This window comes from Methylobacterium indicum, from assembly GCF_001043895.1.
Lineage (GTDB): Bacteria > Pseudomonadota > Alphaproteobacteria > Rhizobiales > Beijerinckiaceae > Methylobacterium > Methylobacterium indicum.
Genome location: NZ_JTHF01000370.1, coordinates 1 through 5,220, shown reverse-complemented (window position 1 = coordinate 5,220; position 5,220 = coordinate 1). Strand labels below are relative to the sequence as shown.

Sequence of the window (5,220 nt, the reverse complement as noted above, 5' to 3'; positions counted from 1 at the left end):
CGCGAGGAACAGGGCCATGATATCGTCGGCGGCGTGGCTGTCGAGGTTGCCCGTCGGCTCGTCGGCCAATAGCAGGGGTGGCTCCCCGACCAGCGCCCGGGCGATCGCGACCCGCTGGCGTTGCCCGCCGGACATCTCCTCGGGATGGTGGGCGGCGCGCGCGGCGAGCCCGACCCGCTTCAGGGCCGCCGCCGCCAGCGAGCGCCGCGAGGCCTTGGCCATTCCACGATAGAGGAGAGGCAGAGCGACATTGTCGAGGGCCGACAGGCGCGGGAGCAGGTGAAAGGACTGGAAGACGAAGCCGATCAGGCGATTGCGGAGGACCGCGACCCCACTCTCATGCAGCATCGCTGTGTCGGTACCGTCGAGGCGGATCGTCCCTTCGTCGGGCCGGTCGAGCAGGCCGATCAGGTTCATCAGCGTCGTCTTGCCCGACCCGGAGGCACCCGTGAGGGCACAAAGTTCCCCGCGCCGGACCTCCAGGTTCACCCGGGTGAGCACGGGCAGTGATCCCGCACGGCTCTGATATGTTTTCGTGATATTCTCGATGCTCAGCATGGGCCTCGGTGCCTCTGGAACTATCCATGGAGGCCGACATCGGTGCGTGAGCATTGCCTCTCCACACAAAATTTCTCAATCTGTTGTTTTAGCAGATTGACAAAATTTTTTTGTTCTTCGTTTGAAGTGAAGGTTGCGTAGATCGGCTGCTTCATCCCTCCTATACGTTACATTATTACAACAATAAAAAAGCAAAAAGCAAGGATAAATTTCGAGATTTTTAGAAAAACGAACGCGCATGGAATTTGTCTTTTGTCAATCTGATGTTTTAACAGTTGCGAACGGTGGATTGTTGATGGAATTTGATATTTCGCACAAGGGAAGCGCAGACAAAATAAAGGGGGAGTAAAAATGTCGATCTCGCAGATCGCTCGCACGGCCATTGCTGCCGGGACGCTGCTGTCCATGCTCGCCGGTGCGAGCGCAGCGCATGCAGCCACACTGAAATGGACGATCACCAACCAATTCGGCTCGACGATCACCCTCGATAGGGCGTCCTGCTCGTCGGGCACCTACGTTTCGGCGCCCTTCTCGATCTCGAGCGGCAGCACGGTCACGGTGCGTGCGACCACCTCGGGATCGTCGGATCTCTGCAATCTCCGCTATCAGAGCGGCGTTTACGGCTGCCAGTTCCAAGTGCAGGCTAGTGCGTACGGCGCGTTCGCCTCGGCGAACGCCTACAAGGGAGCCGGCAGCAGTCCGAATTGTCCTTACACCGACAATTCGCAGACGGGTGCCGGCTCGGGAACATTCCGGTTCACCCGTTAAGATTTCATACAAGATCGATGTTCATGTCGGTGGCGCTTTCGCACCACCGGTCGTTGCGCGTCGAAACAGGCAGTACAGCAAGGCTGTCGCGCTGTCATTGCTGGCGCGACGATATCGTATACACGCGAGATGTCAGCGAGATAGTGCTTCGTCGAGGAGACAGTCCATGATCACTACATCAAACAATCTTCAGGGAATGAACATTCCTTCCGCAACAAGCCAAGCACAGGGTGCAACCCCGAATGCGCCGAAAGTCAAGACCGGCACTCTCCAAGTATCAACCTTTTCTGCGCTTGGACCTGCCACAAAGGTCGACATCTCAGATCAAGCAAAAAGCATACTGAAAAACAATCAGAGCAATATGACAGCTCTTGAGAGATTGCAATCAATCATCAGTACTCTCAAGAATCAAATTAACAATTCAGAACAAAAAATCTCCCCGATCAATGATGTGGATCGATCATCCAATTCTACAAATCCGCTTGGTATGCAGATGTTATCTCAAGTCAATGATTATATCATAAAGCAAAATACAAATAATGACGGAAAAATATCGAACTACAATGTAACAATAAATGACATATATTTGGTTCCAAAAACAAAAGACGAAATTGACTATTGGTACAAAAATGATGGTGCCGATTTTATTGCCGGCGATTTTGAAGGCAGCAGCGCTGCAGACAAAGAAATGGCCCAGGCCATAAGAGACAGAAAAATCGAGTTTATCGACGCCAAAGATATACCGGACCTGAATTATCACAACAAGGCCACTTTCCAAGGAGGGGAAGGCGGCGGTGCGCCTGGCCTTACGAGGACCTATAACACCCAATCCGCTATATTTAAGGATCCTGAGAAGGGGTATTTACCCTTGGCGGATGGTACTGTCATTTCATGGAAGAGAAAGACTCCGATACCATGAATAAACGAGGCGGGCACTGTATCGGCCGCGAACGTGGAGGAGATGCCGAACTTTGCCCGCCACACGGCCCGCTTCCTGCTGCCGGTTTTGTAGCAGAGAAGCGGGGAAAGTCGAGCGTCGTCAGCATGCTGCCGGACAGATCAGGCACTTATGAAGAATTGGCAGAGCGTTCCTCTCTCCGCCAGTACTTTACTGGTCTGAACTATCCCATTTTTTCAGAGATCTCGTGGTTACGCGTTTGGGAATATCCCCCGAAGCGTCCGCCACGAGATGCGGCGGGCTGTCGAGCCGCTTTCGACGCTTGCAATGGCGGAGGGGCAGGACACCCGCAGCGTATCGCGCACGAGACGCGTGGCCTCCCTCCTCCACTCCGCCGCGTGCGCCGCCGCCGATCCGACAGCCGCCGTTAGGGCTGAACCTCGGCACTCCGGAAGGACTGCGCCGCAGGCCGGGACGATACCGATCCCGGCTGGGAGCGGCATGTCTCGCGGCCGGAGCCCGGGAGGCAGATGTGTCAAATATATCCCGGCCTCTTCGATGGGATGCGGGCGCGCTAGCCGGGGCGGCGATCCTGGTGCCCGGTCGTTCCGGCGATGTCGCTCACCGTCCCCGGGCCATTGGGATGCTCCGCCATGAAGCGCTCGAAGGTGGCACGATCCTCGGCGCGCTTCAGCGTGTCGATGAAGCTGTCGAACTCCTGGCGACGGGTTTCGAGAGCGTGGCGTTGCGCCTCGATACGGCTGATCTCGCCATCGCGCCACGCATCGAAGGCCGTGTTGCCACTGGTGCGTGCCGACGTGAACCAAGGCCGGTCGCGATAGACGGCGCCACGCTCGAAAGGCCGGCGTAGACGCTGGAAGCCGGAGAGGCCGGACAGCTTGAGATCGTACCGCCCGAGCGCCTGGCGCGCGACGAGGACGAGGCCGGCAAAGCCGCCGATGTAGAGGGCGTCATGGATGAAGGGCATGATGGGCATGGGAAGGCTCCTCGCGCATATCGGCGCCGGTGATGGAGCCCGGAGCATGCCACCGTGCCCCCGATGCAGCCTGAACCACCCCGTTCAGAATCGGTTCAGCTCTCCAGCGATGGCCGTGTCGCCGGTTGGCCGCAGGGGGAACCGACGATGGGACGCATGGACAAGCCACGGAGTCTCGGGGGCGCCCCTACGACCGGCGGAGGCCAACAGGCCATCTCACGCGTCGAGCGGGGTCCCGGCGCCAAGGACGGAGGTCGAGCCCCGGCCGGGCGGGGACGCTTCGCGGCCGCCCATCGCAGGAGGCGGGGCACGGCGGCATACCGGATTCATCGCCGCCGCCCTGCCCCCACGCCCTAGTTCCTTGTGACTAGAACCTCCGACCGATTGCCTCTCGAAAATCACCGGTATTTCATTCGACAGTTGTTTACGGAAAAACCTCGAGGTCGGCGCATGAACCTATTGTCCGCACAGCCGTCCGGGCCTGCGGGAACGCGCGGCGAGATTTTTGCGGACTCGGGCTTACCGGCCCTCGATTGTCGGATTTTGAACATGTCGGCGGCCGGCGCCACCCTGGCCGTTCCGGACGGCGGTGCGGTGCCGGAGACGATCACACTCGCCATCGCAGGAGAGTTCGTGATGCGGCGCTGCCGCGTCGTGGACCGTCGGCGAGGGCGGATCACCGTAGCGTTCGAGATGCCGGTCTGAGCCGCATCTGAGGGATCGAGGACGGCCCGGCGAAGCACGTCGGGTGGGGGTCCCCCGGTCCTCGACGCGCGAGGAGCGCTGCACCGGCCCCTTCAGATCCGCTGCCCCTCAGATCACCTGCACCTTCGTGCCCACGGGGACGAAGCGATAGAGTTCGATCACGTCCTCGTTCAGCATGCGAAAGCAGCCCGCGGAGGCGGCGCGGCCGATCGAGTGCGGGTTGGTGGTGCCGTGGATGCGGTAGAGCGTGGAGCCGAGATAGAGCGCCCGGGCGCCGAGCGGGTTGCGCGGGCCACCGGCGACGTGACGGGGCAGGCCGGGGCGGCTGCGCCGCATCTCCGGCGTCGGGGTCCATTGCGGCCATTCCTGCTTGGCGGTGACCGTCTCGACGCCCTTCCAGGTCGTGCCCGGGCGCCCGACCGCGACGCGGTAGCGGATCGCCGTGCCGTCGCCGCGTACCAGGTAGAGAAAGCGGGCCGCGGTATCGACCACGATGGTCCCGGGCGCCTGGACGCCGGGAAAGCCGATCACCTTGCCGCGCCGCACCGACGGCAATGCGATCGGGGCGACGGGCGCGGGAGCGGCCGGGGGCACGAGACGCGGCGCGGGCGGCAGCGGCTCGGGGGGAAGCGCGGCGACCCGGATGGGAGCCGGCGGGGGCGCCGCCGGGGCCGCGACCGGGCCGGTCGGCGCGTCGGGCGTCAGCGAGACCAGGCGGATCGGCGCGTCGGGCAGCGGCAAGGCCGGTACCGTCGCGACGCTCGCCTGCGGGGCTGGCATGGGCGGAGGGGCTTGCACCGCCTGCGGGGCTTGCACCGCCTGCGGGGCTTGCACCGCCTGAGGAGTCTGGGCCGCCGGCGAGGTCTGGGCCGCCTGGGGCGGTCGAGCCTGCTCCGGCATCCCGGCCGGTGAAGCCGGGGCGGCATCGGCTGTAACGCGGTCGGTCACCCCGATGGCTGCGGCGGGGCGGGAGCGGCAGCGATAGACGCGTCGACCATCCGCCCGCATCGTCACCGGGCCGATCGCGTCGACGACGATCTGCCGGGGCTCGGCGTTGGTGCCGGCGCGGCGGTCCTCGGGCGAGCGGAAGCAGCGCATGTGGAGGCGGTAGCCGATCGCGGTGTCGGAGACCTTGTCGATCCGGCAATCGAGGTCGTGCGCCTGCAGCCGCGCCTCGGCCTGCGGCTTCAGGCGGATCTCGAAGGCCCGGGGGCTCGCGGGGTCGGCGCAGTCGCGCAGGGTCGGCGCCCACCAGCCCGCCGGCGACTCGTCGGGCTTCATCGCGTGGGCGCCG

General features: G+C 62.8%; 6 protein-coding genes. 3 read left to right on the top strand and 3 right to left on the bottom strand.

Going from position 1 to position 5,220, the window contains the following annotated elements; all coding sequences use genetic code 11:
- A partial coding sequence (locus QR78_RS30185) for an ABC transporter ATP-binding protein (protein ID WP_048431323.1) occupies positions 1 to 558 on the bottom strand: 558 nt, incomplete at its 3' end.
- A 351-nt stretch (positions 559 to 909) separates the two neighbouring features.
- On the opposite strand from QR78_RS30185, the gene QR78_RS34640 reads away from it, so the two are divergent.
- Positions 910 to 1,326, top strand: coding sequence for a hypothetical protein (locus QR78_RS34640; protein WP_125901339.1), 417 nt, complete (start codon positions 910 to 912; stop codon positions 1,324 to 1,326).
- Positions 1,327 to 1,492: 166 nt separating this feature from the next.
- Complete coding sequence (locus QR78_RS34635; protein WP_125901341.1) at positions 1,493 to 2,245, top strand: hypothetical protein; 753 nt, start codon at positions 1,493 to 1,495, stop codon at positions 2,243 to 2,245.
- Between the two features lie 553 nt (positions 2,246 to 2,798).
- Here QR78_RS34635 and QR78_RS30180 read toward each other — a convergent pair.
- On the bottom strand, positions 2,799 to 3,221 hold the full coding sequence (locus QR78_RS30180) for a DUF2852 domain-containing protein (RefSeq protein WP_048431321.1): 423 nt from the start codon (positions 3,219 to 3,221) through the stop codon (positions 2,799 to 2,801).
- A 450-nt stretch (positions 3,222 to 3,671) separates the two neighbouring features.
- Between QR78_RS30180 and QR78_RS34630 the strand changes: the two genes are divergently transcribed.
- Positions 3,672 to 3,926 (top strand): PilZ domain-containing protein, encoded by a 255-nt coding sequence (locus tag QR78_RS34630; protein WP_125901343.1) that lies wholly within the window; start codon positions 3,672 to 3,674, stop codon positions 3,924 to 3,926.
- 108 nt (positions 3,927 to 4,034) lie between these two features.
- On the opposite strand, the gene QR78_RS36615 is transcribed toward QR78_RS34630, so the two are convergent.
- The coding region (locus tag QR78_RS36615; RefSeq protein WP_053221172.1) for a L,D-transpeptidase family protein at positions 4,035 to 5,220 on the bottom strand (1,186 nt) is incomplete at its 5' end.

What these genes read in the sequence shown, in the direction of transcription:
- QR78_RS34640 (WP_125901339.1), top strand. Translation starts at nt 910, where the DNA reads ATGTCGATCTCGCAGATCGCTCGCACGGCCATTGCTGCCGGGACGCTG.
- QR78_RS34635 (WP_125901341.1), top strand. Translation starts at nt 1,493, where the DNA reads ATGATCACTACATCAAACAATCTTCAGGGAATGAACATTCCTTCCGCA.
- QR78_RS30180 (WP_048431321.1), bottom strand. Translation starts at nt 3,221, where the DNA reads ATGCCCATCATGCCCTTCATCCATGACGCCCTCTACATCGGCGGCTTT.
- QR78_RS34630 (WP_125901343.1), top strand. Translation starts at nt 3,672, where the DNA reads ATGAACCTATTGTCCGCACAGCCGTCCGGGCCTGCGGGAACGCGCGGC.